A 26,673-nucleotide genomic window follows, 5' to 3' on the forward strand; every position below is an offset into this window, starting at 1 on the left:
GTTGGTCAGCCCAGGCAGGTCGGCCCGAGTAGCGCCTTCAGGTCGCCCATCAACGCCGAACTGGGCGTGACGCGCAACGACTCGGTCAGCTTCAGCACCGTCGACCGCTCGTCGCTGACCAGCGTGACGTGCACGTCGGCCGGGCCGGGATGTCGGGTGAGCACCTGCTTGAGTGCCTGCACGCGATCAGGTGTGCAGGCACGAGCCGCAAGTGTCAGCGCGACCGGTTTGGTGGCCCCCGCGGCATTGAGATCGGGAACGGCGAGGTCGTTGGCGCTGATCATCATCGAGTCGTCGCGCATGTTGACGCGCGCCTTCACCAACACGATGTTGTCGGCGACGATGTCCATCCCGTACGTCTGGAACGCGCGCGGGAAGAAGTAGACCTCGACGCCACCGACCATGTCCTCGAGCGTGACGGCCGCCCACGGCTCGCCCTTCTTGTTCACCCTGCGGGTCACCGACGAGATGATGCCGCCGATGGTGATCTGCGCGCCGTCGGAGATGTTGCCCTCGAGCAACTGCGTGATCGAGGTGTCGGTCTGGGCCGCGATCGCGTGCTCGACGCCGCTGAGCGGATGCCCGGACACGTAGAGCCCCAACATCTCTCGTTCGAGTGCGAGCTTGTGTTTGGAATCCCACTCCTGGTCGGGCACCTTGACCGCGAACACCTCGGCCATGGTGTCATCGGCTCCGCCGCCTGCATCGCCGAAGAGGTCGAACTGTCCGATCGCTTCGGCTTTTTTGGTGCCGATGACCGACTCGACAGCCTCGACGTGGATCAGGAACAGGCCCTTACGGGGATGGTCGAGCGAATCGAATGCGCCCGCCTTCACCAACGACTCGGTGACCTTCTTGTTGCACGCCGTGACATCGATCTTGTTGAGGTAGTCGGAGAAACTGGTGAACTTCCCCTTCTCATCGCGCGCGGCGAGGATCGACGACACGACGCCTGACCCGACGTTGCGGATCGCGGCGAGGCCGAAGCGGATGTCGGTTCCGACTGCGGCGAAGTTGTGCTGCGACTCGTTGACGTCCGGCGGGAGCACCGTGATGCCCAGCTTGCGGCAATCGGCGAGATAGATGGCTGCTTTGTCCTTGTCGTCGCCGACGGAGGTGAGCAGTCCTGCCATGTATTCGGCCGGGTAGTTCGCCTTGAGGTAGGCGGTCCAGAAGGAGACCAGACCGTAGCCCGCCGCGTGCGACTTGTTGAACGCGTAGCCGGCGAAGGGCAACACCGTGTCCCACAGGGCGGTGATGGCGGCCTGGGAGAACCCGTTGTTGCGCATCCCCTCTGCGAAGCCGTCGTAGGCCTCGTCGAGGATCTCCTTCTTCTTCTTACCCATCGCGCGGCGCAGCAGGTCTGCCTGGCCGAGCGAGTAGCCCGCCACCTTCTGAGCGATCTGCATGATCTGCTCTTGGTAGACGATCAGACCGTAGGTCTCGGCCAGGATTTCCTTGAGCGGCTCTTCGAGCTCGGGATGGATCGGCTTGATCTGCTGCAGCCCGTTTTTACGCTTGGCGTAGTCGGTATGCGCGTTCACGCCCATCGGTCCCGGGCGATACAGCGCGAGCACGGCGACGATGTCCTCGAAGCCGGTCGGCTGCATCATCTTCAGCAGTTCGCGCATCGCCGCGCCGTCGAGCTGGAACACACCGAGGGTGTCGCCCTTGGCGAGCAACTCGTAGGTCTTGGTGTCTTCGAGCGGCAGGGTGTCGAGGTCGAGATCGATGCCGCGGTTGAGCTTGATGTTCTCGAGCGCGTCGCCGATGACTGTCAGGTTGCGCAGGCCGAGGAAGTCCATCTTCAACAGACCGATGGCCTCACACGACGGATAGTCCCAGCCGGTGATGATCGCGCCGTCCTGTGCGCGTTTCCACACCGGAATCGCGTCGGTCAGCGGTTCGGACGACATGATGACCGCACACGCGTGAACGCCCGCGTTACGGATCAGACCTTCGAGGCCGATCGCGGTGTCGTAGATCTTCTTGACGTCGGGATCGGTCTCGATGAGGGTGCGAACCTCTGTGGCCTCACCGAACCGCTCGTGTTCGGGGTTCGTGATACCCCACACCGGGATGTCCTTGGCCATGATCGGCGGCGGCAACGCCTTGGTGATGCGGTCGGCGATGGCAAAGCCGGGCTGGCCGAACTGAACTCGCGCGGAGTCCTTGATCGCAGCCTTGGTCTTGATCGTTCCGAATGTGATGACCTGGGCGACCTTGTCGCTGCCCCACCGGTCGGTGGCGTAGCGGACCATCTCGCCGCGCCGACGGTCGTCGAAATCGATATCGATATCGGGCATCGACACACGCTCGGGGTTGAGGAATCGCTCGAACAGCAGTCCGTGCGGGATCGGGTCGATGTTGGTGATCCCGAGCGCCCACGCGACCAGCGAGCCCGCCGCGGAACCACGGCCGGGGCCGACGCGGATACCCACCTCGTGGGCGTGCCGAATGAGGTCGCCGACCACGAGGAAGTAGGCGGGGAAACCCATCTGGATGATGACGTCGAGTTCGTAGTTGGCGCGACGCAGGTAGTCCTCCGGCACCTCGACGCCGGGGAAACGACGCTCGGCGAGACCGTTGGCGACCTCTTTGCGCAGCCACGTCTGCTGCGATTCGCCATCGGGGACCGGGAAGATGGGCATACGGTCGCGGTGGGTGAAGACGTCGGCGTAGGACTGCACCCGCTCGCCGATCTCGAGGGTGTTGTCGCAGGCCCCCGGGATGACCGAGTCCCACTGGGCTCGCATCTCGTCGGCGGACTTCAGGTAGTAGCCGTCCCCGTCGAACTTGAATCGTGTCGGGTCGGTCAGGGTCTTACCGGTCTGCACACACAGCAGCGCCTCGTGGCTCGCGGCGTGGTCTTTGGTGACGTAGTGGCAGTCGTTGGTGACGATCGGCTTGATGCCGAGTTTGCGGCCGATGTCGAGCAGGCCGTCGCGGACCCGGCGTTCGATCTCGAGTCCGTGTTCCATCAGCTCGAGGTAGAAGTTCTCCTTACCGAAGATCTCCTGCCATTTGGCGGCGGCTTCGAGGGCTTCGCGGTCATGACCGAGGCGGAGACGGGTCTGGACCTCGCCGGACGGGCAGCCTGTAGTGGCGATGATTCCCTCGGCGTGTTCGGCGATGAGGTCGGCATCCATTCGGGCCCACTTGCCGAGCTGGCCCTCGATGGACGCCAGCGACGACAGCTTGAACAGGTTACGCAGACCGGTCGCGTTCTCGGCGACCATCGTCATGTGGGTGTAGGCACCCGAACCCGAGACGTCGTCGCCCTTCTGATCGCGCGTACCCCACTGGATGCGTTTGGTGTTGAACCGCGACTCCGGTGCGATGTACGCCTCGATGCCGATGATCGGCTTGATCTCGTTCTTGATCGCGGTGTTGTAGAACTCACTCGCACCGAACATGTTGCCGTGGTCGGTCATCCCGATCGCGGTCATGCCCAGGCGTTTGGCCTCCGCGAACAGGGGCGACACCTTTGCTGCACCGTCGAGCATCGAATACTCGGTGTGGTTGTGCAGGTGGACAAACGAACCGGCCACGGATGCCTCTCACCTCGAAGGAACGTTCCGAACGGAACGTCGCTGAATGTGCGTGTCTTGCTATGTGCGTGATCGATACCAACCTCAGGTCGAGCCCAAACTCAGGTCGCACCCAATCTCAGGTCGAACCCAGCCACTGGTCGATCCCAACCACTGTAGGACTCGCCTCTGACACTCACGAACGTGCCGCGCCAGGCTGTGACAGATGAGGCGAGGATCCCGGAGTGTCGCTCGCGGCGTGTCGGCGCGGGCGACGAACTCAGGTGTCGCGCAAGACGTCCAGAGCGTGCTGAAGGTCGGCCGGATAGGGGCTGACGAACTCCACCCAGCGCCCGTCGGCAGGATGGGCGAACCCGAGCGAACGAGCATGCAGCCACTGGCGCTCGAGCCCGAGTCGCGCAGCCAACACCGGGTCGGCTCCGTAGGTCAGGTCACCACAGCACGGGTGGTGCAGCGCGGAAAAGTGCACGCGAATCTGGTGCGTCCGTCCCGTTTCGAGGTGGATGTCGAGGAGCGACGCCGCGGCGAACATCTCGAGCGTGTCGTAGTGGGTGATGCTCGGCTTGCCGTTCGCGGTGACCGCGAACTTCCAGTCGGCTCCCCGATGACGTCCGATCGCCGCGTCGATGGTCCCGGTCGGCGGATCGAGGTGACCCTGCACCAGCGCGTGGTACCCCTTGTCGACCTCACGGTCGCGGAACGCGCGCTTGAGCAACGTGTATCCGTGCTCCGACGCCGCGACCACCATCAACCCCGACGTTCCGACGTCGAGGCGCGACACGATGCCCTGCCGTTCGGCTGCGCCGGAGGTCGAGATCCGGAAACCCGCGGCGTCCAACGCGCCGACGACGGTTGGCCCGCTCCACCCCAGTGACGGATGGGCAGCCACGCCGACGGGCTTGTCGACGACGATGATGTCGGAGTCGTGGTAGATCACCGACAGGTCCTCGACAGGTGTCGGCTCTACTCGCAGCGGCTCGTCCGGCTCGGGAAGCAACACGTCGAGCCAACTTCCGGCCGCGAGCTTGTGCGACTTGCCGACTGCGACGCCGTCGACGGTCACGTCGCCCGCGTCGGCGAGATTGGCCACGACGGTCCGCGACAAGCCGAGGATGCGGGAGACCCCGGCATCGAGGCGCATGCCCGCGATCCCGTCGGGAACCGGCATGGCACGCGATTCACGCATTCTCGGCCTCGACCTTCTCGGCGCGCCGAGCGGCGAAGCCGGAGCGCGAGCCGTCGTAGTCGTATCCGAGCAGCGACAGCACGACGAGCAGCACGGCACCGCAGACAACCGATGAGTCGGCGACGTTGAACACGGGCCACCAGCCGACCGAGATGAAGTCGACGACGTGCCCGCGCAACGGTGCGGGGTCGCGGAAGATGCGATCGATCAGGTTGCCGATGGCTCCGCCGAGGACCAGACCGAGGCCGAGGACCCACCACCCCGAGCGGAGTCTGCGGCTGAACCGGATGATGACCACCACGACAGCGAGCGCGATCAGCGTCAATATCCAGGTGTAGCCGGATGCCATGGAGAATGCCGCGCCGCTGTTTCGCACGAGCCGAAGCGTGACCGCATCACCGATGATGTGCACCGGTCGCTGCGGGTCGAGCAGCGCGACGACCAGCGACTTGGTGAGCACGTCGAGCGCGATCACCGTCAGGGCGATGCCCGCGAGCCAGGCCAGTACCGAGGTCGAGCTGCGCAGCATTCCGCCACGGTCGTTCTCGCTGGTGTCCTCGGCGTCGGAGAGGTTGTGCGTCTGGTCGGGTCGGTCATCCACCCCACCATCATCCCTGACACGTGCAATACGCTGACTGGCGTGTCCGATCCGACCCGTCGAACTGCCGAAGAACCACCCCCTCGACGCCGCTCGGTTCGCCGCCGGGTCACGCTCGGGTCGACCGCAGCAGCACTGGTGTGCGGGCTCCTGGTGTCGGCGTGCGGCACCGACTCGGGTTCTGATGCCGAGTCGGGGCAGTCGTCGGGAGCCCAATCGGGCTGCACTACCACCTCGACCTCCGGTCAACGCGACGCCAATCTGATCCCCATCCCTCCCGCAGCGGTGACCGTCACATCCACGGGCAATCAACCACAACGAGTGGTCGGCGGCGCGCCCGACCGTTCGACGCCCCAGCATTCGACGTTGTCGACGACGTCGTCTGTCACAGCGGCCGACGGCACGACCGAGCAGACCGTCGACATCCCGATCACTGCGACGTTCCATTGCACCGACAACACAGATCTCGAGATGACACTCGGCGCGTCGACCTCTCCCGACCCGACGTTGAACGACCAACTGAAGGCAGCCAGGGACGCCAAGGCCGGCGTAGCGCTCGGACCCGGCGCGGCGCCTGTCTCGTTACGACTGATCCCCACGAAGGATTCGGGTTCGGAAGCGAGGAGCGCGATCGAGCAGTCGCTGGTTCAGGCGTTCCAGAACTCGATTCCCTTGCCCACAGAGCCGATCGGTGTGGGTGCGACGTGGCGAACCGAGCGGACCATCACGGCTGCGACCACACTCACCCAGACGATCACCGCGACGCTCAAGGCGTGGGACGGCAACCGCGTGACCATCGACTTCACCACCGAGGAATCACCGGTCAACTCGGTGTACGCGATTCCCGGCTCCGACACCACGCTGACCATCTCCCGCTACTCCTACACCGGCTCGGGGACCCTGGTCTCCGACGTGACCCGCGGTCTGCCGCTCAGCGGCTCCGGCACATACACAGGCGCGCGTGAACTGGTCGGAGCCGACCCTGCCAACCCGCTGCTCCAGAAGATCGGCTTCTCCTACACCTGGAAGTAAAGAGCTCCTCACACACACGAGAGCCCCTGTCCCGGGCGGGACAGGGGCTCTCGTTGTGGTGCAAGCGCGCTCAGGCGTGCACTTGAATCCAGGCGTGCACTTGAATCACTGGGTGCACATGGCGCTCTTGATGTTGTTGCCGGACAGGATCGGGCACACCGAGTCGCTCGCGAGCTTCCAACGTCCGTCCGCGTACACGATCTGGGCGTCGAGCTTGGTCGGCGGGTTGTCGGGGAGCTTCACCTGAACCTTCACCGTGGCCTTGTTCGGTCCGGCCGGGATCACCGGCGGAAAGATCTGGTAGGTGACGTCCTTGTTGTCCTCGCGTGCCTTGACGAGCTTGTCGAAGAGCTGCGGATCCTTCTCGGAACCCTGCACGAGTTCGGTCTTCTCCGAGTTCGGCACGTTCGGATCGAGAGCCTTGTCCAGCATCGCGTTCAGTGTCGCGACGCTCGGGCGGACGTTCGGGTTGGTGACCCCGGCGTCGGCACCCGACGCGCCTGCCTCAGAGGTGGCTGCGGCACTGGTCGTCGTGGCGACCGTGGGGACGTCGTCGGAATCGTCGCTGCTGCTGCACGCCGCGAGGGACGTGGCGACTGCGGCAGCCATGATGGCGGCACCTACGAACTTAGGGAACTTCAAGGATCTTCCTCACATTCAACGTCGGCGATGATCGTGTTCGGCGGTGATTCGCGAGTCGTACGCGGTTCACGGCGACCGTCACAACGGTCGCCATATCCACCCCCGTGGCCACAAACTCACACCACTATGCCAAACACATCGACTCCGCCCCACGACGCGTACCCGCCGAGATCGCCAGTTGTCGCGATCTCGATGAGCATTGCGGCGTCGTACGAGCAGTGCCGACGGGTGAAACGGTTGACGGCCGACATCGGTTCCAGGGACGCTGTCTGGCATGACGCAACCCCGAATCGCGCTGATCACCACGGGCGGAACGGTCGCAGCTCGCCAGAGCGCTGACGGGGCGGTGCCGGTCTTGAGCGCGTCCGAACTGCTTGCCCAAGCAACGACGCCCTCGGCGGTCACTCCCGTCATCGAGACCAACGACCTCATGTCCGTGGACAGCTCGGCGATGACGGTGACTCAGCAGGCGCAGGTCGTGCGCGCGGTCACGGCCACGCTTGCCGATCCCGACGTGACCGGGGTCGTCGTCACCCACGGCACCGACACGATGGAAGAGACGGCATTTCTGGCCGACCTCGTCTCCGACGATCCCCGCCCCATCGTGTTCACCGGTGCCCAGTACCCCGCCGACACCCCCGAGGCCGACGGGCCCGCGAACATCGCGGCGGCCATCGAGGTGGCAGCCGATCCGGATAGTCGTGGACGAGGCGTCGTGCTTGCCTTGGGCGGACGCGTGCTGCCGGTTCGGGGAGCGTTCAAGGTCTCGACCACAGCGACCGAGGCCTTCGACACCGTGCACGCCGCGCTTCCGCGCCCCCTCGTCGTCGACGCGCTCCCCGAACGCCTGGCCCGCGTGGATACCTACGCGTTGTATCCCGGCGTCGCCGCGGGAATCATCGCCGCAGCCGTCGCGCAGCGTGCCTCGGGAATCGTGCTCGCGGCGACGGGTTCGGGCAACACCCATCCCGACATCACCGCCGAGGTCGTCGCCGCGCGACGCGCGGGGGTCGCCGTCGTCGTCACGACACGCGTTCCCTACGGCCCGGTCGTCGCGACCTATGGCGGTGGCGGCGGAGCCGTCGACCTCGAACGCGCAGGCGCGGTGGTGTCCCGCTGGTTGCGCGCGCCACAGGCACGCATGGCCCTGATCGCGCTGCTGTCCACCGGGCATGACGCCGACGACGTCGCCGACTTCTTCCGCCGTTCGGAACCTGCCGCCTGACTGTCGTGGCCTGAGGGCTCAGCGCGGTACATCGGGCCACGCGAGACTGTCGAGTGGGTCACCGCGTCGCAACGCGTCATCGTCGGCTGAGAATGTGCGCGCGATGCCGGGTCCTGTTGCCCGCGTTTCGAATCGCACGGTCACCACGCCGTGCCCGCTCCCCTGCACCCAGCCGTGCCCGAACTCGGGGTGCACCACGTCGACGCCGGTCGTCGCCCAGCTCCCGCTGTCGGAGACAGCAGATCCAGCGCCGCTGTCGGAGACGGCGGAGTGGGTGGTTTCGAAGCCGTCCGAGGGTGGAACCGTGTCGATGGCGATGGCGCCTTCACGATCTGGCGCTTCGAGATCTGCGTCGGTGATCGGCGCGAGGTCGGCTGTCGGTGCGATATCACCGTCGCCGAACAGTGCGTACTGCTCGACGGCGGACAGACCCGAGAAGCCAACTCCGACAAGGCGAATGGGGCCAACCTCGTGCGGATCGAGGGCAAGCCGACGGGCCATCGATGTAAGGGTGTCGAGATCGGTCGTCGCGGCGGGCAGCGTCGACGACCGGGTCAGGATCGACATGTCCGATCGCTTGAGTTTCAGTACGACGGTGCGCGCACCGCGTCCGTCGGAGAGGAGTCGACGATGCGCGTCCGCCGCCGACTTGTCGATTGCGGGTCGCAGGCCGGCAAGGTCGACGATGTCGCGTGCGAAGGTCGATTCGGCGCTGATCTGTTTGGCCGCTGCGCGTTCGGTGACGGGCCGGTCGTCGTGTCCGCGCGCGAGCATGTGCAGTGCCGGTCCGACACTGGAACCGAGTACCGAGGCGACCTCGATGTCAGACATCGCGGCGAGGTCGCCGATCGTGTCAATACCGAGGCGCGCCAACCGTTCTCCGGAGACGGGCCCGATCCCCCAGAGTTTGCGGACCGGCAGTGCGTGGAGGAAGTCGAGTTGTCTGCTCGGCGGAATGACCATGACCCCATCGGGTTTGGCCATTCCCGAGGCGATCTTCGCGATCTGCTTGCCGCTGCCGACACCGACGGAGGCGGCCAACCCCACGCCCTCGAAGATGCGGGCACGGATCTCCTGCGCGAAGGCCTCGGCATCGGCCGCGGTGGCACCGACGAGGTCGACGGGCTCACCGAATGCCTCGTCGAACGACAACATCTCGATGACCGGCACGGCGTCACGCACGATGCCGAAGATCCTGCTGCTCACCACGCGATACACCGAGCCGCGTGGTGGAAGCACCACCGCCGACGCTCCGACGAGGCGTCGGGCCTGATGCATCGGCATGGCCGAGTGCGCTCCGAATCGGCGTGCGGCGTAGCTGGCGCCCGCGACGACACCGCGGCCCCCTGTCCCACCGACGAGCACGGGGCGACCGGCGAGCGTCGGCCTCGTCAGCTGCTCCACCGAGGCGAAGAATGCGTCCATGTCCAGATGCATCACCCACCGGGTGCTGCGTTCCCCGTCTGCGGGCGAACCGGACACTGCTGACACACATCAAGACTAAGCAGGTCGATCAGAGCCTCATTGGGGACTTACCCGGTAGTCGCCCTGCCGACGGCAAAGACCGGGATCGACGCCGCGTGTGTGTGCAGTTGTTCGTCGGATGGGTCGGTCGTCATGCCGTCGGGCAGGAATCGGCCGACCTCCCACCCCCAACGCTCCAGATATGCGCGGATGATCGGACCACGGTCGGCGACGTCGACCTCGGCGAGCTTCACCGTTCGATCGTTGCGCCCACGACGCAGGTGCGCGGTCCCCGCGGCTCTGGCGTTGCGGACCCACTGGGTGTTGCCCCGTACCGCCACGAGGTACTCGCGACCGTCGAACGCAATGGGATTCACCGGAATGCTTTGTGGTGTACCAGATTTTCGTCCGACGATGGTCAGTGTCTGCGCACCGGCGAGGTTGACCCCACGGTCGGCGAGCCAGCGCACGACGGAATTGAAGACGCGGTCCGAGCGGCCGGGCGTGACGTGGTGTTGCGTTGAGTGCATGGCGGTTACTCCTCGACGTCGCAGATGAACTGAGAGCACCGCTCTCGATAGTCGAGTGTGCGCCCTGCGTCGAGGAAATGCAAGAGCACCGCTCTCTGACCTGGCAGACTGTCGGCATGGGAACGGGAAGGACACGGGCCGACAATCGCGCGGCGATGGAGGCCGGGATCATGCGGCTTGGCCGCGAGCACCTGCGCACGCAGGGCGCTGCCGGGCTGTCACTACGGGCGATCGCTCGCGACCTCGGCGTCGTTTCCTCCGCGGTCTACCGGTACGTTCCCAGCCGCGACGAGCTATTGACCCTACTTCTGGTGGAGGGCTACAGCGACCTCGCCGACACCGTCGACGCCGCCGCTGACGCTGATAGCCCGGACGGCGTCGGCGACTCGCGGGAACGTCTGCGGCGCATGGCCGTTGCGATGCGCGCGTGGGCAGTCGACGACCCCGCGCGATGGGCGCTGCTGTACGGCAGTCCGGTGCCCGGGTACTCGGCACCGGCCGAGCGTACGACGCTTCCCGGAACGCGCGTGGTCGGTCGACTCGTCGTCGAGCTGGCGGCCGCGCACCGGGACGGTGACCTGCGTGCGCAACTGCCGCCGATCTCGCCGGAGATCGCCGCCGACATGCGACAGATCCTCGACGAGTTCGGCGTCGACATGCCCGCAGAGGTCGTCGCCGCGGCGACAACCCTCTGGGCGACCATCATCGGCGGGATCAGCCTCGACGTCTTCGGACAGTACGGCGCCGACACCTTCACACATCCTGACGCGTTGTTCACCACGCAGGTCGACGCCGTCCTGTCGCTGCTGTTCGACGACTGACTGCCGCACCGACGGACTGCTGCTCAGCCCGCCTTGTTGACGTCTGCCGTCACCCCGTCGCCGAGTTCGATCGCACCCGCGGCCGAGTCGTCTGCCGATTCGACGACGAACGACGTCGCGAGCACCTCACCGGCAATCATGTCGGCGTGGCGTCGAGCCCATTCGAGTCGCTGCTCGGGCACCACGAAGCGCACCTCGATGCGATCCGACACGTCGAGCCCGAGATTGCGACGTGCCTCCTGGAGTTCACGCACGCGATCCTTCGCCCAACCCTCCGACTCGAGGTCTTCGGTGACGTTCGTATCGAGGACGACGAGTCCGCCCCCACCGGGGAGTTCGGCCGTCGAATCCGGTTCCTCCGCAACGAGTTTCCTGCTGTACTCGCCCGGTTCGAGGTCGATGCCGTCGGCCGACACGATCTCGCTACCGTCGTCGGCGGTCCGCACGCTCCAATTCCCCGCCTTGACCGCCTTGATGACGCGCTGCACATCCTTGCCGAGGCGTGGTCCTGCGGCGCGCGCATTGACCGCGAGCTCGTAATGACCGTATTGATCTGCGTCAGTGGACAATTCCACGGACTTGACGTTCATTTCATCGGCGATCAGATCGGTGTAGGGCGCGAGGCGATCGGCGTTGGGCGACGCGACGGTCAACTGCGGCAACGGCAGTCGCACACGGAGCTTGTTGGCCTTGCGCACGCTCGACGCCGTCGAGCACACCGCTTGCACGTCGTCCATCGCCGCAACGAGGTCGGGGTCGCCAGGCAGTTCGTCACTCGTCGGCCAGTCGGTCAGGTGCACCGACCGCTCACCGGTCAGCCCACGCCAGATCGCTTCGGTCGCCAGCGGAAGCAGCGGTGCCGCAAGGCGACTCGCAACCTCCAGCACCGTGTACAGGGTGTCGAAAGCCTCCGGGTCCTCATCCTGGCCCGCCCAGAAACGTGCCCGCGAACGGCGCACATACCAATTGGTGAGCGACTCGACGAACTCGCGGAACGCATCACACGCCCCGGAGACGTCGTAGACGTCGAGGGCCTCTGTCATGGCGTCGCGCGTGACGGCGAGCTTCGCCAGGATGTACCGGTCGAGCACGTTCGACGAATCGGTGCGCCACGTGGCGGGCCGGTCGGCGTAGAGCTGCAGGAAGCTGTAGGCATTCCACAACGGGAGCAGCGCCTGACGCACGCCCTCGCGGATTCCCTTCTCCGTCACCACGAGATTGCCGCCACGCAGAATCGGCGAAGCCATCAGGAACCACCGCATCGCATCGCTGCCGTCGCGGTCGAACACCTCGTTGACGTCGGGATAATTGCGCTTGGACTTCGACATCTTCTGGCCGTCGTCGCCGAGCACGATGCCATGCGCCGCAACGGTTCTGAATGCCGGACGATCGAACAGCGCAGTCGCGAGCACGTGCAGGTTGTAGAACCATCCACGCGTCTGACCGTTGTACTCGACGATGAAGTCACCCGGATTATGCGCAGGCGCCGAGCCGTCGCTCGCCCCGTCGAACCATTCCGAGTTCTCGAACGGGTAATGCACCTGGGCGTACGGCATCGAGCCCGACTCGAACCAGCAGTCGAGGACCTCGGGAACGCGACGCATCGTCGAATTTCCGGTCGGGTCATCGGGATTGGGCCGCGTCAGCTCGTCGATGTAGGGCCGGTGCAAGTTGTTCGGGCGCACGCCGAAGTCGCGCTCGAGCTCGTCGAGCGAGCCGTAGACGTCGGTGCGGGGGTACTCCGGGTCGTCGGAGACCCACACCGGGATCGGCGCGCCCCAGTAGCGATTACGACTGATGTTCCAGTCGCGTGCACCCTCGAGCCACTTGCCGAACTGCCCGTCGCGGATGTGTGCCGGCGACCAGGTGATCTGCTTGTTCAGCTCGATCATGCGGTCCTTGATCGGGTCGACCGCGACGAACCACGACGGAACGGCCATGTAGATCAACGGCTTTCCCGACCGCCACGAGTGTGGGTAGGAGTGTTCGATGGTCTCGTGCCGGACAACGCGCCCCTCGTGCCCGTCCGGCGCAGCGAGAACGTGCGACCCACCGGCCTTGAGGTCTTTGATGATCGGCGCGTTGGCGTCGAACACCATGAGACCCTCGTACGGCGGGACCTGCGAGGTGAATCGGCCACCGGCGTCGAGTGGTTGCACGACCTCGATGCCGTTGGCGGTCGAGAGCTCCATGTCCTCCTCACCGAAAGCGGGCGCGAGATGGACGATTCCGGTGCCGCTGTCGGTGGTGACGTAATCACCGAGCAAGACGCGGTGCGCGTTGGGATGCCCGACGAAGAAGTCGAACGGCGGTGTGTAGGCCAAACCCTCCAGGTCGCGGCCCTGATACGTGCCCAGCACCTCCGGGTCGACGATCTCCTTGGCGTAGCTGCCGAGCAAAGGCTCGGCGAGCAGGTACTCGCGACCGTCCGCCGCGCGCACATGCACGTAGGAGACATCGGGGTTGACGGCGATCGCGAGGTTCGACGGCAGCGTCCAGGGTGTCGTCGTCCAGATCAGCGCGTTGACCCCGTTCAGTGCCGACAACGGACCGTCGGAGTCGACGACCAGCGGCATGCTGACCGTGAGGGCGGGATCCTGGCGCATGCGGTAGGCGTCGTCGAGCTTGGATTCCTGGTTGCTCAACGGTGTCTGCTCGTACCAGGAGTACGGCAGCACGCGGTATCCCTGATAGATGAGTCCCTTGTCCCAGAGCCGCCTGAATGCCCACATCACCGACTCCATGAAGTCGATGTCGAGGGTCTTGTAGTCGTTGTCGAAGTCGACCCAGCGAGCCTGGCGGGTGACGTAGTCACGCCACTCACCGGTGTAACGAAGCACCGAGTCGCGGCAGAAGTCGTTGAACTTCTCGACGCCCATCTTCTCGATCTCCGACTTGTCGGTGATTCCGAGTTGACGTTCGGCTTCGAGCTCTGCGGGCAGACCGTGTGTGTCCCAGCCGAATCGACGCTCGACCTTCTTGCCGCGCATCGTCTGGTACCTCGGTACCAGATCCTTCACGTAACCGGTCAGCAGGTGACCGTAGTGGGGCAGGCCGTTGGCGAACGGCGGCCCGTCGTAGAAGACGAACTCGGGGGCGTCGGCTCTGTTGGCGATGGATGCGGCGAACGTGTCGTCGTTCTTCCAGTAGTCGAGCACGTTGAGCTCGACGTCGGGGAATGAAGGCGCACCACTACGTACGCCGCCGGTCATGTCGACGACCGGGTACACACGTGTTGCCGATTCTGACTGCTCGCTCACGCTGACTCCTCGTGCCTGGCTCGCACGTCCTCACCGGACGTGTGCATGTGCTCTTGGCACGGGGACGCACGACGTGTGCGCGGTACCACCCCGCTTGCACCGGACTACTTCGATGCCGCTCATGGCCATCTCGGACCGGCAGGCGAACAACGCCGAGATGTTCACACACCCGGAGTGCTCCAACACTGCCAACCGAATTGGCCTGCGGCTATGACGGGCCACTCCCGCCCGGTTCTACTGGGATGCTCACCGACTCACGCGATGCGTGACGAGAATCCGTTCTTCCGGGTGCTCCCCGGTGATGGCCGGATCATTGCGCTTTCAGTGTAGCGACCGTGGCAACCCGGCCACGAATCGACCGTTGACCGCCCGCAATCGACGCCGCAGGGGGTCGCTCGAGATCGATCGCTTCGGATCAGTCGAGCGGAGGACGCCAGTTGGGATCGAGCGGATCGAAACGCGCAGTTCCGCTCCCCTGCTCACGCTCGGGCTGTTCCCACGGCCGATCCGACGGCTTTCCGTCGTCGGACGGCGGTTGCTGTATTCCGCGCGGCTGCTCGCGATCTGACTGTCGAGGCGCCGTTCCGGAATGCTGGTCGGTGCCCGGCTGGCGCTGTGGTTCGTTGCCCTGCGGATACGGGCGCTGAGGATACGGACCCTGCGAATAAGGGCGCTGCGAATACGGTTGCGGCGGGTAGCCCTGAGCGGATGGACCCTGAGGGGGCGGCTGCCCGTAGCCCTGCGGCGTTGCCTGCTCGCCGGCCGCCGGTGGTCGGCGGAATCCGCCGGTTGCGGAATCGCCCCCGACGGCGCGCAGATAGTCGTCGTAATTGCCCTCTCGCGAGGACGGCACAGACTTTGCGTCTGAGGGGGGTGCATCCGTGCCGCGCGTGTCTGCGCGTGGTGAATCGGCGCTTGGTGGATCAGCGCTGGGTGCATCGGCATCGGGGGCAACCGCACCAGATGCGTCGGGGGCTGATTCCGGATTCGATGTGACGTCGGAGCGTGGACCCGACCGCCCGCCGGGTTGAATCACGCCCTGCCACGACGACTGCGGAGGGGAATCGCGTCGGGCAGCGCCAGCGTCGAAGACGTTGCTTTCGGAGCCGGAGCGGTCGCTGTCAGCGACAGCGTCGCTGCGACGCCCCCGAGTGTCGGGTTCCTCGTCGACTTGATCATCGCCCGGGTCCCGATCATCTTTTCGGCCGGAGCCGATGATGTCGACGATCAGGAATCCCAGACCGATCAGACAGACAACGATGCATGCCACCGCGAGCCACACCGTTCCGGTGATCAACCCGACGATGAGCAGCACAAACCCCACCAGGGTGGCCGCAAGCGCCAGACTCAGCACGTCATCTGCCTAATGACTCCGCCGAAGGCCGATCAGCTCTGCGAGTAGCTGCTGAAGCCGCCGTTACCCGGGTCCGACGAGAAGGACTGATCGGGACGACCACTCTCGACCGGCGCCGCACTGCCGCGCTGCTGCAGCTCTTCGAGCTGGGATTCGAGGTAGGTCTTGAGGCGGGTCCGGTACTCGCGCTCGAACGTCTTGAGCTGTTCGATGCGACCCTCGAGAACGCCACGCTGCTGGTTGATGGTGCCCATGATTTCGCTGTGCTTGCGCTCGGCATCGCTCTGCAACGCCTCGGACCGCTCCTGTGCCTGGCGGAGCTGAGCTTCCGACCGGGTCTGCGAATCGGCGAGGATGGCCTCCGACCGCTGACGAGCGTCGGACAGCAGGGCGTCGGACTTCGTCTGGGCCTCGGAGACCATGGTGTCGGCACGCGAACGCGCATCCGCGAGAAGCGTATCGGCCTCTTGGCGTGCAGATCCGGTCAGACGGTCGGCGGTGTCCTGTGCGAGCGCGAGAACGCGAGCCGCGCGAACGTTGGAGTCGTCGTTGGCCAGCGGCGCAGGTGCGGCAGCAGCGACCGGCTGCTGCGGAGTCTGCACCTCGGTGGGCGCCGCGGCGAAAACCTGTGTGGAATCGTCGGCGGTCGACGTGGAAGGCGTTGCGTCGCCGCTGCCTGCCTTTGCGTCGGCGAGCTCACCCTCGAGCTCTTCGACACGTTGTTTGAGGTCGCCGTTCTCCTCGATCAGACGAGCGAGCTCTGCTTCGACAAAGTCAAGGAACTGATCGACTTCGTCCTCGTTGTAGCCGCGCTTACCGATCGGCGGTTTGCTGAACGCGACGTTGTGCACATCAGCTGGTGTCAGCCGCATGTCGGTTCCCCTCATTGTCGTTAGAGCGTTGGGTCGTCTCGAGCTGGTGTCGTTCGAGCTTGGTCTTCAGTTGGGCGGGCAAGTCACAGCCTATGTGTACAGACTGTCACTCAATATTCATACCAGTCAAAATCCGTAACTGGCGTCTCATCCTGTCACATCTGAACCGCTTGTCGCATACGTTCGATGCCGTCCTGCAACTCAACAGTCACTCGATGATGACACTCAACGGTAGAACATTCGATCGTGTCGCGGCACCGAGACCACGCGCAATGGCCGATCAGACGACACGCCGGGAGCACCGTCACACCAGCCTGACGACGAGTGATCGCAGGTCACACGAGTGATCGGAAATCTCAGATGAGTCCGCTGGCGAGAGCATCCGATGCGGCGCTGTTGGCGAGGCCTCGCATGACCGACATCAGGATGAGTACGACGATCATCACGATCATCAGCGACAGGTCGAGTCGGACTGGCCCGAGCGGGATCGGCGGCAGGACGCGTCGGAGCGCCTTGATCGGCGGGTCGGTGACCGTGAATACCGCCTCGATGATCACAACTGCGATACCCGTCGGCCGCCATTCACGCGCAAAGGTGCGCACCAATTCGATGACGAGGCGCGCAAGGAGCAGCAGCCAGTAGATGAACAGCACGTAGTAGAGGACTTCGAACAGAATCGCCACGAGTCAAGAGTGCCTGATATGTCGGGCACGCTGCACGCCAGGTACCGCTGACCTGGTGCGCGCGAGCAGAGGTGGAGGCCAACCGAGCTTCGGCGGGCGAACCGTGTTGCGATTCGCCCGCCGAATAAGCCGGTGTCAGCCGTGGTTGTAGAAGCCCGTCGCGGCGATCTTCTTGCGATCCTCCGCTGAGACGTCGATGTCAGCCGGTGAGAGGAGAAACACCTTCGTGGCGACTTTGTCGAACGAGCCACGCAGTGCGAACGCGAGGCCTGCAGCGAAGTCGACAAGGCGCTTCGCGTCGTCGTTGCTCATGTCGACGAGATCCATGATGACCGGATTTCCGTCACGGAACCGCTCGCCGATCGTGCGCGCTTCGCTGTAGTCGGCGGGGCGCAGCGTCGTGATCTTGTGGAGCGGACCGTCGGCGAATACCTGCTCGAGGTCGGGGCTCGCAGAGGCCGCAACAGCGGCCGATCGGTGCGGTGCCGCGCTCGACCGCTGGAGCGGCTCGAGGCGCGACACCGGGCGGGGCCGCTCGGCGGGCTCGGAGTGTCGCGGACCCGCGTAGGTGTAGTCGCCCTGGTACCCCTGCTCGTAGCCGGGTGCCGAATCGAAGCCCGGGCCGAAGCGTCGCTCGTCGTAGCCTGCGTCTACAGCGTCGCGGTACCCGGGGTCGGCGTAGGAATCGCCGTAGCCGTCGCGCAGCGGCGCCTCGCCGTAGTAGTCGTCGCGGTACGCGCGCTCACGCGAAGCCGACCGCACGGGACCCGGTCCGGGCTCGTCGAAGTAGTCGTCCTCGTACTCGCTCGGAGGCACCATGCCGAAATATGCCTTGAACTTCTGCATCGTGGTCATGTGAGGCCTCTCTGGTCATCCGACGCCCGCGGCGGGTTCGCGAGTGTTGTCAGTGTGGAGTTTGTTCTCGTTGGTTCGCATGTGACCAATGTGACTAGTGAGAGATTAACGGGCGCGGACCCATGATTGCGGTACCGACACGCACGCATGTCGATCCATGTGCGACGGCACTTTCGAGATCGGACGACATACCCGCCGACAACCCGGTCGCCTGGGGAAATCTGGTCCGAAACCGTTCATGCGCCTGCGCGGTTCGCGCCATCCACTCGTCGACATCGCCGTCGAGCGGTGCAATGACCATCAGCCCGCGCAGTGCCAGCGAATCGCTTGCCTCGACCCTGTCAGCCAGCTCGGGAAGCTCGTCCTCGAGCGCACCACCCCTGGTCGGGTCGGCGTCGAGGCTCAGTTGCAGATAGATGCCGAGCGGCGTGCTCCGCTCACCGTCGTCGAGTGCGGACCGGCTCGCTGTCGCCAGGTGATCGATGAGCTTGTCGCGGTCGACCGAGTGCACCGCGCGGGCCCACCTGGCGACGGTGCGCGCCTTCTTGGTCTGGACCGAACCGATCATGTCGAACGCGACGTCGCCGAGGTCGCCGCCCGCTTCTGCGCGCAGTTCGTCGATCTTGCGACTCGCCTCGGGTTCCCGCGACTCGCCGAAACCCTTCTCGCCCAACGTGATCAATCGCGCGACATCAGCCGCAGGGAAGAACTTTGTGACGACGAGTAGCTCGACGTCACCTCGTCGTCGTCCAGCGGCGTCGACCGCGGCGTCGAGACGTGTACGCACACCCGACAGCGACCGCGCCAGTTGAGCTGTGCGCTCATCGTCGTGTGCAGTCATCACGACGACTCCGGGCTCGGGTTGATCCAGATGACGGATGCGAGCCTGCCGGTCGGCGCACCGCGTCGGTGGCTGAAGAGGTGCGCGTCCTCGATCGTGCACCGCGGGTCCTCTGCCACCGCCGCCACACCCAGCGCGAGCAGTTGCCGACGCAGGCCGGCACGCAGATCCAGCCCGGGGGTGCGCTTGTCCGTCAGACAGGCACTGCCCGGAAGATGCTCTTCGACGTCGCGCTGCATCGCAGCGGGGACCTCGTATTGGCGGCCACATGCGGCAGGGCCGAGAAATGCGCCGATCCGCTCGGGGCGCGCACCCAACGAGATCATCACGCGCAGCGTTTCCGGGACGATCCCGATGCGCGCTCCGACACGTCCGGCATGCACCCCGGCGATCACACCCGCCTCGTCGTCGCTCAGCAGTACCGGCACGCAGTCGGCGCTGAGAACCGCGAGCGCCAGGCCCGGCGTCGTCGTCACGAGCGCGTCGGTTGCCTCGACTGCGTGGCCGACCGGAGCGTCGACCACAGTCACGTTGCGACTGTGGATCTGTTCCATCCAGACAACGCGGTCGTCGGCGAGACCCAGCTGCGACGCGAGCCGAGTCCTGTTCGCGGCGACGGCATTCGGGTCGTCGCCGACGTGGTCGCCCAGATTGAACGTGTCGTACGGCGGTTGCGACACACCACCGTCCCGGGTGGTCACCACACGACGCACCCGGGGCGTGATCGGCACGCTCACGGTCGTCAGCGCTTCATGAACGACGGCACGTCGACGTCATCATCGTCGAGCGTGACGCTGTTGCGGCGGGGCGGCGAGGCCGGGCGATCGGCGAACGGGTCACCAGCGCCCTCCTGCGGCATCTGTCCGAAGAGCGGGTCGCTCTTCTCCGCGGGGTTCACGGTGCCTGCCTGGCCCGCTCCGACAGCCGTCTTGCCGACGGCTGAGGGGGCGTCGGTGCGCTTGCGCGGGGTACCGCCGTCGAATCCCGCAGCGATCACCGTGACGCGCACCTCGTCGCCGAGGTTGTCGTCGATGACCGTGCCGAAGATGATGTTGGCGTCCTCGTGTGCGGCCTCCTGGACCTGCGTCGCGGCGTTGTGGATCTCGAACAGACCCAGGTCGCTGCCACCGGCGATGGACATCAGCACACCGCGCGCACCCTCCATCGACGACTCGAGCAGCGGCGAGTTGATCGCTGCCTCGGCGGCCTTGCGCGCGCGCTCCTCGCCGCGCGACGACCCGATGCCCATGAGTGCCGAACCCGCGTCACTCATGACGCCCTTGACGTCGGCGAAGTCGACGTTGATCAGGCCGGGCGTCGTGATCAGGTCCGTGATGCCCTGCACGCCGTTGAGCAGCACCTCGTCGGCGCTACGGAACGCGTCCATGAGGCTGACCTGGGCGTCGCCCAACTGCAGGAGGCGGTCGTTGGGGATGACGATGAGCGTGTCGCAGGACTCACGCAGTGCGGTGATGCCGGCCTCGGCCTGTCCCCCGCGACGCTTGCCCTCGAAGCCGAACGGACGCGTCACGACGCCGACGGTCAGCGCACCCAGCTTGCGTGCGATCGACGCGACGACCGGCGCACCGCCGGTACCGGTGCCGCCGCCCTCTCCCGCGGTCACGAACACCATGTCGGCGCCCTTGAGAAGCTCTTCGATTTCGTCGCGGGCGTCCTCGGCGGCGCGGCGGCCGACCTCGGGGTCGGCGCCTGCTCCGAGACCGCGCGTCGAATCACGGCCGACGTCGAGCTTGACGTCGGCATCGCTCATCAACAACGCTTGCGCGTCGGTGTTGATGGCGATGAACTCAACGCCTTTCAGGCCCTGCTCGATCATTCGGTTGACGGCGTTCACGCCGCCGCCGCCGATGCCGACGACCTTGATCACGGCCAGGTAGTTGTGCGGTGGCGTCATGGCGCTCGCCTTCCTTATCGATCCAAACCCTAAACCTGAACCATAGATTTAGAGTTATGTCAAGTGGTCTGTTGCCGAGAACGCTATGCACCCGCTGCCCCTGGAGCCAGCAGGCGGCGCGGCGTGTCGCTGTGTTTTTTGGCGCGGCTCGCTCGCGGGTGGGACTCGGTCGGGTGGGTGGGGGTGATCTCGACAAGCTCGATCAGCGAGAGACCGGCTCGATCAGCGAGGGATCAGCTCGATCAGCGAGGGATGGGCTCAAGCAGCGACGGATCGGCTCGATCAGCGAGGGATGGGCTCGATCAGCGAGGGACCGGCTCGATCAGCGGAGGCGCCGCGGCGGCGAAGCCGACGCAGAAGGCTCGGCCCGCGCTACTTCACAGCCGGGAAGTCCGGGCTCGACACGTTGTACTCGGAGGCCTTGCGCGGCAGCAGGTATCCGAGGGTCCGCGCCTTCTCGTCGCCTCTGGCGGAATCGCCCCAGACGACCTTTCGGTTGCCCTTGAGCGTGAACTCGATGTCGACAGGTGAGGACGCGTCGATCGCCGTCACCTGCTCCGAGATGTCGTCGGGTAGTCCCGCGGTTGCCTTCATGGCTGCGACGGTCGTCGGATCCGACGGTCCGGGGTTGGGCGTGGTGAACACCGGAAGCGCGGCGTACTCGCCCGGCAGTCCCCTGGTGGCGTAGGTCAGGTACGAGACGCCGGTGCGGTCGAGGATGTGCACCTTGTCGCCGTCGACGACCCTGGCGGTCGGTTGCCGCTCGACAACCGTGATCAACAGCGACGACGGGTACTCACGCTGTACCCGCGCGGACTCGATCGACGGGATCGCCGCTATCCGCTGGGCGACGACTCGAGTGTCGACTCGCAGGAGCGGCGTCCCCGACGCGACATCGGCCGCATGGAGTATCTCGCCTGTCTGCACTCCCTTGGCACCCTCGACGGTGGTAGTGCGCACCGACATCAGCGGCGTGAAGAACGCGACGAGAACGAGTCCGACGACGACGATCACGACGGCCGCGACCCCGAGTAGCATGCGCGCTCCTCGACGTTCCGGCAGGAACCGGGTCACGACGCGCCCTCGCCTCCGTTGGTCGTGCGCGACGCTGCGCGGGCGTCGTCGAGTGCGGCGAGGATCTCGGGTCCCTGCATGGTGATGTCTCCGGCACCGAGGGTCAACACGATGTCGCCGGGCTGCGCGATCGTGGCGACCACCCCGGCAAGCGTCGAGAGATCGGGGACGAACCGATGGCTCCCGGTGAGCCCGTCTGTGATGCTCCGACCACTCACACCCGGGATGGGCGCCTCACGTGCCCCGTAGACGTCGGCGACGATCACTTCGTCGGCCGCGTCGAGAGCCGAGGCGAACTCTTCCGCGAATTCTTCTGTGCGCGAATACAAGTGGGGTTGAAAGACGGCGATCACCCGACCCTGGTGACCGCCTCGAGAGTGCTCGCCGGCACCTCGTGCCACCACACCGCGGGCTGCGGCGAGCACCGCGGCGACCTCGGTCGGGTGGTGCGCGTAGTCGTCGTATACCGCGACGCCTGCGGCACTCCCCTTGTATTCGAAGCGGCGTCGGACACCGCCGAATGCCTCGACTCCCGCGACGACATCGGCCAGTTCACCGCCAGCGCACACCGCGCCGAGGATAGCGCCGAGGCTGTTGCGTGCCATGTGGATTCCCGGTGTCGTGAGAGTGATCGGGACCTCGATGGCGGTGTCGGCGACCGGCTCTGTGAACCTCACATCGGCCACCCCGCCACTCCCCTGCGGCGCCCACGAGAGCAGCGTGGCCGCCGGGATGACGTCCGGGATGGAGACCGTGTCGGCGTCGGTGCCGTACCCGAGCACCCGGACGCCGCGCGCGGTCAGCTCGGAGGCGCGTCGCTGCGCGAGTGCCACGGTTCCCGGATCGTCGAGGCAGACGATGAGCGTGCCGCCCGGCCGGATCTTCTCGGTGAACTCGTCGAACACCGCGACATACGCTTCGACGCTGCCGAAGAAATCCAGATGGTCGACTTCGATGTTGGTGATCACCACGATGTCGGGGGTGTATTCGAGGAGCGAACCGTCGCTCTCATCGGCCTCCGCGACGAATACGTCGCCGCTACCGTGATGGGCGTTGGTGCCCGACTCGTTGAGCTCGCCGCCGATCGCGAACGACGGGTCGAGGCCCGCATGCTGCAGCGCGACGACGGCCATCGACGTCGTCGACGTCTTGCCGTGTGTTCCTGCGGCGAGCAGCGTGCGGTGGTCGGCCATCAGTCCTGCGAGGACGTGGGGCCGCAACAGAATCGGGATCCCACGCTCGCGTGCCGCGACGAGTTCCGGATTGGTCTTGGGTATGGCGGCGTGCGTCGTGACGACGACGGTCGGGCCGCCGGGCAGCACATCCAGGGCGGCGGCGTCGTGTCCGATCGTGATCTCGGCGCCGCGTGCACGCAGCGCGATGATTCCGCGACTTGTCTTGGCGTCCGATCCCGACACCTGACCACCACGGGACAGCAGAATCCGCGCAAGCCCCGACATTCCTGCCCCGCCGATACCGACCATGTGGACTCGACGAAGCTCGTCCGGTAGCGGCGCGGCTCCCGGCTCGGGGTGTGCTGAAGGCTCGGGGTGTGGTGGGGTCACGTCGTCGATTGTCACCGCTCGCGGGCCGATTCCGCCGAACGAAACGCCGCCCCGTCATCGGGAGCGCCAGGTCCGCTCGTGCCCTCATCGCGAGCCGCTGACTCGCGATCCTTGGTGGCGACCGGTGCGTCTGCGTCGACCTGCGGCTGCTCGCCGCGCTGCGCGGCTCGAGCCTTGCGCCCGAGCCGATGCGATGCAGCGAGGTCGAGGGCCGCTCGTGCCACAGCATTCGCGGCGTCGCCGTGGCCAGTCCCCGACGCCGACGCCGACATTGCCGCGAGCCGATCGGGGTTGCCGAGGAGCTCGGGAACCTTCGCTGCCACCCAGTCCGCGGTGACCTCGTCGTCGGCGACGAGCACTCCGCCGCCGGCTTCGACGACCGGCAGCGCGTTGAGTCGCTGCTCACCGTTGCCGTGCGGGAGGGGAACGTAGATGGCTGGGAGCCCGGTCGCCGACACCTCGGCAACCGTCATCGCACCAGACCGGCACATCACGAGATCGGCAGCCGCGTAGGCGAGGTCCATGCGCTTGAGGTAGCCGACGGCCCGATACGGCGGAGCGCCCTCGGGTGAGACCGGGTCGATCGTGTTCTTGGGTCCGTACGCGTGCAAGACTCCGATCCCGGCACGCCCCAGTGCATCAGCTGCGCCCGCGACCGCCTCGTTGAGTCGTTGCGCTCCCTGCGAACCGCCGAACACGAGCAGGGTCGGCGCATCCTCGTCGAGGCCGAAGTAGTGGCGTGCCTTCGCGCGCAGGCCCTTGCGGTCGAGATCGGCGATCACCCCGCGCACCGGGATGCCGACCACCTCGGCGCCGTCGAGTCCCGAGCCGTCGACCGCGGCCATCACGACGTCGGCGAAGCGGGCGCCGACCTTGTTCGCGACACCGGCACTGGCGTTGGCCTCGTGGATCACGATCGGCAGCCGTCGACTCGGCCGCAGATGGGCCCTGGCCGCCAGGTAGGCGGGCATCGAGACGTAACCGCCGAATCCGACCACGACGTCGGCCTTCGCGTCGGCGAGGACTTTGCGTGTGGCCAGAACCGAGCGGAGCAACCGCGTGGGTGTCTTCGCCAGCTCGATGCCGGGCTTGCGCGGCAGCGGTACGGGCGGGATCAGCGCGAGGTCGTAGCCGCGTTCGGGAACGAGCGTCGTCTCGAGTCCTCGAGAGGTGCCCAAGGCGGTGATCCGAGCGGTCGGATCGAGTCTGTGCACTGCGTCCGCGACGGCAAGCGCCGGTTCGATGTGACCTGCGGTGCCACCACCTGCGACCACAACCGACAGCTTACGGTCACTGCCTCCCGCAGCCCCCGGGTCGGTTGTCGTGACCCGTGTTTCGTCCGGACCCATTCGGTCTGCACTCCGTTCACATCTGTTCTGCTCGCAACGAGACGATCAGCGACCGCTGCCCGACCGCCGCGACCCACCCGACATCTTGTCAGTTCTCCCCGTGTGGCCCGAATAGCGCCCCGAGTCCGACCTCGATGTCCCGGCTGATGCCCCGCTTCGCGCCGACCCTGGCACCGCCCTGGCTGTCGCACGACGGGCGGATTGGCTTGCACGGGCGGAGTCCGACGATCGTCGCGTTGGGTTCCGGTGATCGTGTCCGCGGGCGTTGTCACGACGCTGATCGTGTGCGTCGTCACGACGCTGCCCACTGCCTGAATACCCGACACGGTAGTCGACGCGGACCGGACCCGACCGAGGTGCCCCGCGTCTGTCGACGGGTGGACTCGTCTCCGGTGCCACGCCGAAGAAGCGCTCGCCGATCGCCCGACGCCACGCAGGTACCCGAGTGCGAGGCATGGAACGTCGTGCCCCGGATGCGGCAGGTGCGCGACCATCGCGCGCGTCGAGGCGATTCCGCGCACTCTCGGCGCGACTCGGCTTGTAGGCCACGGGAGTCGGCAGTCGGAACCAGCGGCTGACGCGACTGCGCTGGCCAGTCGTCAAAGCGGCGACGGCCTCCGGCTCGTGCCGCGCGGCATTGGCCAACAGGCCGAGCATCGCCAGCACCGTCAGCGTCGACGTGCCGCCGGCAGACAGCAATGGCAACTGGATTCCCGTCACGGGCAGCAGTCCGATGACGTATCCGATGTTGATGAAGGCCTGCGCGGTGATCAGAACCGTGATGGTCGAGGTCATCAACCGCAGGAACGGGTCAGTGCAGCGGTGCGCGATACGGAAGCCGGTGAACGCCAACACGACGAACAGGAAGACGACGAGCAGTCCACCGATCAACCCGAGCTCCTCGCCGATGATCGCGAAGATGAAGTCGTTGTGGGCGTTGGGCAGGTAGTTCCACTTGGCTCGGCTCTGACCGAGTCCGACGCCGAACACCCCTCCGTTGGCCAACGCGAACGTCGCCTGCCGCGCCTGATAGCCGGCGCCTTGCGGATCGTCGATGCCGCCGAGGAAGCTCATCACGCGCTGCGACCGGTAGCTCTCGACGAGTGCCAGGACGACGGCGATGCCGATACCGGTGATGACGAACGCCGCGAACACCTTGATGGGTAGGCCCGCGAACCAGAGCAGCGCACCGACGATGATCGCGATGGTGATCGTCGTCGAGAGGTTGGGCTCGAGGATGATCAGCAGGCAGATCAGCAGGCCGACCGGCACGAGGGGTACGAGCAACTCGCGAAGTGACGCGTTGTCGCGTCGACGTGACGCGAGCAGATGCGCACCCCAGACACACAGCGCGACCTTGACCAGCTCCGACGGCTGCACCGACAGGCCGTTGATGTCGAACCAGCGCCGCGCGCCCTGGCTCAGAGTGCCGATACCCGGCACCAGGACGAGCGCCAACATGATCGTCGTGACCGCGATCATCGGGACCGCCATGCGGCGAAAGAACCGCACCGGCATGCGAAGCGTGAGGTAGAAGACGGCGGCACCGAGCACCACGAAGATGACCTGATTGGCAAACAAGCCGTACGCCGACCCGTCCGCGGAGTACCCCTCCACCGACGACGCCGAGAGCACCATGATGAGACCGAACGACGTCATCAGCGCTGCCATCGTCAGGACCAGATGGTAAGACGCCAATGGGCGGCTCAGGAGATTGCGGACGCCCTCGACGAGCGTCGCGGGAATGGCGGCGGCATCGCTGCGTGAGCGGGGAGCTTTGGGCGCGGTACGTCGTTTCGACGCACGCGGGGGGTCAGAGCCGGCGCTCTTCGCCTCGGTCGACACGTCTTCTTGAG

The 26,673-nt window shown here is 66.1% G+C and carries 22 protein-coding genes; 3 read left to right on the forward strand and 19 right to left on the reverse strand.

Features of this window, described 5'->3' with window-relative positions; genetic code table 11:
- Positions 1 to 5: 5 nt before the first annotated feature.
- The 3 genes from dnaE to lspA form a co-directional block, all read right to left on the reverse strand.
- Positions 6 to 3,551 carry a DNA polymerase III subunit alpha gene (gene dnaE / locus ACRVY7_RS19880; RefSeq protein ID WP_431818352.1) on the reverse strand — a complete coding sequence of 1,182 codons (3,546 nt, stop codon included), beginning with the start codon at positions 3,549 to 3,551 and terminating at the stop codon, positions 6 to 8.
- Positions 3,552 to 3,810: 259 nt separating this feature from the next.
- Positions 3,811 to 4,737 (reverse strand): RluA family pseudouridine synthase, encoded by a 927-nt coding sequence (locus ACRVY7_RS19885; protein WP_431818353.1) that lies wholly within the window; start codon positions 4,735 to 4,737, stop codon positions 3,811 to 3,813.
- Positions 4,730 to 5,338, reverse strand: a complete 609-nt coding sequence (gene lspA / locus ACRVY7_RS19890) for a signal peptidase II (RefSeq protein ID WP_049698223.1) — start codon at positions 5,336 to 5,338, stop codon at positions 4,730 to 4,732. Before lspA ends, ACRVY7_RS19885 begins: the two co-directional genes overlap by 8 nt.
- 39 nt (positions 5,339 to 5,377) lie before the next feature.
- On the opposite strand from lspA, the gene ACRVY7_RS19895 reads away from it, so the two are divergent.
- Positions 5,378 to 6,367 (forward strand): hypothetical protein, encoded by a 990-nt coding sequence (locus tag ACRVY7_RS19895; protein WP_431818354.1) that lies wholly within the window; start codon positions 5,378 to 5,380, stop codon positions 6,365 to 6,367.
- Positions 6,368 to 6,472: 105 nt separating this feature from the next.
- Here the strand turns inward: ACRVY7_RS19895 and ACRVY7_RS19900 are convergent, their stop codons facing one another.
- The gene (locus ACRVY7_RS19900) at positions 6,473 to 7,009 is read right to left on the reverse strand and encodes a WKL family lipoprotein (RefSeq protein ID WP_049698224.1); all 537 of its coding nucleotides are present in this window, start codon (positions 7,007 to 7,009) and stop codon (positions 6,473 to 6,475) included.
- 116 nt (positions 7,010 to 7,125) lie between these two features.
- Positions 7,126 to 7,260, reverse strand: a complete 135-nt coding sequence (locus ACRVY7_RS19905) for a hypothetical protein (RefSeq protein ID WP_268760660.1) — start codon at positions 7,258 to 7,260, stop codon at positions 7,126 to 7,128.
- Between the two features lie 23 nt (positions 7,261 to 7,283).
- Between ACRVY7_RS19905 and ACRVY7_RS19910 the strand changes: the two genes are divergently transcribed.
- Positions 7,284 to 8,234, forward strand: a complete 951-nt coding sequence (locus ACRVY7_RS19910) for an asparaginase (protein WP_431818355.1) — start codon at positions 7,284 to 7,286, stop codon at positions 8,232 to 8,234.
- 18 nt (positions 8,235 to 8,252) lie between these two features.
- Here the strand turns inward: ACRVY7_RS19910 and ACRVY7_RS19915 are convergent, their stop codons facing one another.
- Both ACRVY7_RS19915 and ACRVY7_RS19920 read right to left on the reverse strand, forming a co-directional pair.
- Complete coding sequence (locus ACRVY7_RS19915; RefSeq protein WP_431818430.1) at positions 8,253 to 9,671, reverse strand: DNA polymerase IV; 1,419 nt, start codon at positions 9,669 to 9,671, stop codon at positions 8,253 to 8,255.
- 95 nt (positions 9,672 to 9,766) lie between these two features.
- On the reverse strand, positions 9,767 to 10,228 hold the full coding sequence (locus ACRVY7_RS19920; protein ID WP_431818356.1) for a nitroreductase/quinone reductase family protein: 462 nt from the start codon (positions 10,226 to 10,228) through the stop codon (positions 9,767 to 9,769).
- 116 nt (positions 10,229 to 10,344) lie between these two features.
- On the opposite strand from ACRVY7_RS19920, the gene ACRVY7_RS19925 reads away from it, so the two are divergent.
- Positions 10,345 to 11,049: a TetR/AcrR family transcriptional regulator gene (locus tag ACRVY7_RS19925; RefSeq protein WP_431818357.1), complete on the forward strand. Its 705-nt coding sequence runs from the start codon at positions 10,345 to 10,347 to the stop codon at positions 11,047 to 11,049.
- 23 nt (positions 11,050 to 11,072) lie between these two features.
- Here the strand turns inward: ACRVY7_RS19925 and ileS are convergent, their stop codons facing one another.
- The 12 genes from ileS to ftsW form a co-directional block, all read right to left on the reverse strand.
- Entirely contained in the window at positions 11,073 to 14,261 is a 3,189-nt protein-coding gene (gene ileS / locus ACRVY7_RS19930; protein ID WP_431818431.1) for an isoleucine--tRNA ligase, read from the reverse strand.
- A gap of 463 nt (positions 14,262 to 14,724) precedes the next feature.
- Positions 14,725 to 15,663: a hypothetical protein gene (locus ACRVY7_RS19935; protein ID WP_431818358.1), complete on the reverse strand. Its 939-nt coding sequence runs from the start codon at positions 15,661 to 15,663 to the stop codon at positions 14,725 to 14,727.
- A 32-nt stretch (positions 15,664 to 15,695) separates the two neighbouring features.
- On the reverse strand, positions 15,696 to 16,535 hold the full coding sequence (gene wag31, locus ACRVY7_RS19940; RefSeq protein WP_431818359.1) for a DivIVA-like cell division protein Wag31: 840 nt from the start codon (positions 16,533 to 16,535) through the stop codon (positions 15,696 to 15,698).
- Between the two features lie 356 nt (positions 16,536 to 16,891).
- The gene (locus ACRVY7_RS19945; RefSeq protein ID WP_049698229.1) at positions 16,892 to 17,218 is read right to left on the reverse strand and encodes a YggT family protein; all 327 of its coding nucleotides are present in this window, start codon (positions 17,216 to 17,218) and stop codon (positions 16,892 to 16,894) included.
- 135 nt (positions 17,219 to 17,353) lie between these two features.
- The gene (locus ACRVY7_RS19950; RefSeq protein WP_049698230.1) at positions 17,354 to 18,073 is read right to left on the reverse strand and encodes a cell division protein SepF; all 720 of its coding nucleotides are present in this window, start codon (positions 18,071 to 18,073) and stop codon (positions 17,354 to 17,356) included.
- Positions 18,074 to 18,167: 94 nt separating this feature from the next.
- Positions 18,168 to 18,914, reverse strand: a complete 747-nt coding sequence (locus tag ACRVY7_RS19955) for a YggS family pyridoxal phosphate-dependent enzyme (protein ID WP_431818360.1) — start codon at positions 18,912 to 18,914, stop codon at positions 18,168 to 18,170.
- Complete coding sequence (pgeF, locus tag ACRVY7_RS19960; RefSeq protein WP_431818361.1) at positions 18,914 to 19,651, reverse strand: peptidoglycan editing factor PgeF; 738 nt, start codon at positions 19,649 to 19,651, stop codon at positions 18,914 to 18,916. Before pgeF ends, ACRVY7_RS19955 begins: the two co-directional genes overlap by 1 nt.
- 5 nt (positions 19,652 to 19,656) lie before the next feature.
- Positions 19,657 to 20,829 (reverse strand): cell division protein FtsZ, encoded by a 1,173-nt coding sequence (gene ftsZ / locus ACRVY7_RS19965; RefSeq protein WP_049698232.1) that lies wholly within the window; start codon positions 20,827 to 20,829, stop codon positions 19,657 to 19,659.
- Positions 20,830 to 21,201: 372 nt separating this feature from the next.
- Entirely contained in the window at positions 21,202 to 21,867 is a 666-nt protein-coding gene (locus tag ACRVY7_RS19970; RefSeq protein ID WP_200903222.1) for a cell division protein FtsQ/DivIB, read from the reverse strand.
- Between the two features lie 32 nt (positions 21,868 to 21,899).
- Positions 21,900 to 23,387, reverse strand: a complete 1,488-nt coding sequence (gene murC / locus ACRVY7_RS19975) for a UDP-N-acetylmuramate--L-alanine ligase (protein ID WP_431818432.1) — start codon at positions 23,385 to 23,387, stop codon at positions 21,900 to 21,902.
- 92 nt (positions 23,388 to 23,479) lie between these two features.
- Positions 23,480 to 24,817, reverse strand: a complete 1,338-nt coding sequence (murG, locus tag ACRVY7_RS19980; RefSeq protein WP_431818362.1) for an undecaprenyldiphospho-muramoylpentapeptide beta-N-acetylglucosaminyltransferase — start codon at positions 24,815 to 24,817, stop codon at positions 23,480 to 23,482.
- A 45-nt stretch (positions 24,818 to 24,862) separates the two neighbouring features.
- Positions 24,863 to 26,662 carry a putative lipid II flippase FtsW gene (ftsW, locus tag ACRVY7_RS19985; RefSeq protein WP_431818363.1) on the reverse strand — a complete coding sequence of 600 codons (1,800 nt, stop codon included), beginning with the start codon at positions 26,660 to 26,662 and terminating at the stop codon, positions 24,863 to 24,865.
- Positions 26,663 to 26,673: the final 11 nt, after the last annotated feature.

Source organism: Gordonia jacobaea, from assembly GCF_965344965.1.
Lineage (GTDB): Bacteria > Actinomycetota > Actinomycetes > Mycobacteriales > Mycobacteriaceae > Gordonia > Gordonia jacobaea.